This window comes from Exiguobacterium sp. N5, assembly GCF_025842465.1.
Classification (GTDB): domain Bacteria; phylum Bacillota; class Bacilli; order Exiguobacteriales; family Exiguobacteriaceae; genus Exiguobacterium; species Exiguobacterium profundum.
The window spans coordinates 1-984 of record NZ_JAPAEP010000010.1 but is presented as its reverse complement, the minus strand read 5'-3'; the positions used below and the strand labels follow the sequence as shown (position 1 = coordinate 984).

Genomic DNA, 984 nt, shown 5'->3' with positions numbered 1-984 from the left:
TTATTTTTTTAAAAAAGTTATTGACTTTACATAGAATGACCTTTAAAATAGGTAAAGTCGATATGACTTAAAACGGTCTCGTGGTGTAGGGGTTAACATGTCTGCCTGTCACGCAGAAGATCGCGGGTTCGAATCCCGTCGAGACCGCCATTTTTAATTTAATACGTATGGCTTTGTAGCTCAGTTGGTAGAGCAAAGGACTGAAAATCCTTGTGTCGGCGGTTCGATTCCGTCCAAAGCCACCATATAACACGCCGGTGTAGCTCAGTTGGTAGAGCATCTGACTTGTAATCAGAGGGTCGAGGGTTCGAATCCTTTCGCCGGCACCATTTTTTCATGGCGGTTGTGGCGAAGTGGTTAACGCACCGGATTGTGATTCCGGCATTCGAGGGTTCAATTCCCTTCAGCCGCCCCATTAAAATTTAATGAGCCATTAGCTCAGTTGGTAGAGCATCTGACTTTTAATCAGAGGGTCGCAGGTTCGAGCCCTGCATGGCTCACCATTTCTCATTATTTTTTATTCAATACGTAATTTCACATGCGGGTGTGGCGGAATTGGTAGACGCGCTAGACTTAGGATCTAGTGTCTTTGACGTGGGGGTTCGAGTCCCTTCACCCGCATCTCTAAATACTTATGCGGAAGTAGTTCAGTGGTAGAATACGACCTTGCCAAGGTCGGGGTCGCGGGTTCGAATCCCGTCTTCCGCTCCATCTTAATACGCGGTCGTGGCGGAATCGGTAGACGCGCTAGGTTGAGGGCCTAGTGGTGGTTAACACCGTGGAGGTTCAAGTCCTCTCGACCGCACCATATGCACCCTTAGCTCAGCTGGATAGAGCGTTAGACTACGAATCTAAAGGCCGGGAGTTCGAATCTCTCAGGGTGCACCATTTTAACGGGAAGTAGCTCAGCTTGGTAGAGCACTTGGTTTGGGACCAAGGGGTCGCAGGTTCGAATCCTGTCTTCCCGACCATTTATTTTTTTGG

The 984-nt window shown here is 48.4% G+C and carries 10 tRNA genes; all 10 read left to right on the top strand.

The features are described 5' to 3' along the window. Positions 1-74: 74 nt before the first annotated feature. A tRNA-Asp gene (locus OKS35_RS15305) sits at positions 75-150 on the top strand. A 19-nt stretch (positions 151-169) separates the two neighbouring features. After that, positions 170-245 (top strand) — tRNA-Phe (locus tag OKS35_RS15300). A gap of 8 nt (positions 246-253) precedes the next feature. After that, positions 254-329: transfer RNA gene (locus OKS35_RS15295), tRNA-Thr, on the top strand. Between the two features lie 10 nt (positions 330-339). Next, positions 340-415: transfer RNA gene (locus tag OKS35_RS15290), tRNA-His, on the top strand. A gap of 12 nt (positions 416-427) precedes the next feature. Continuing rightward, positions 428-503 (top strand) — tRNA-Lys (locus tag OKS35_RS15285). Positions 504-540: 37 nt separating this feature from the next. After that, positions 541-621, top strand: a tRNA-Leu gene (locus OKS35_RS15280). Between the two features lie 15 nt (positions 622-636). Next, a tRNA-Gly gene (locus OKS35_RS15275) sits at positions 637-711 on the top strand. A gap of 9 nt (positions 712-720) precedes the next feature. Further along, positions 721-808: transfer RNA gene (locus tag OKS35_RS15270), tRNA-Leu, on the top strand. Positions 809-811: 3 nt separating this feature from the next. Beyond that, positions 812-888 (top strand) — tRNA-Arg (locus tag OKS35_RS15265). A gap of 6 nt (positions 889-894) precedes the next feature. Then, a tRNA-Pro gene (locus OKS35_RS15260) sits at positions 895-971 on the top strand. Positions 972-984: the final 13 nt, after the last annotated feature.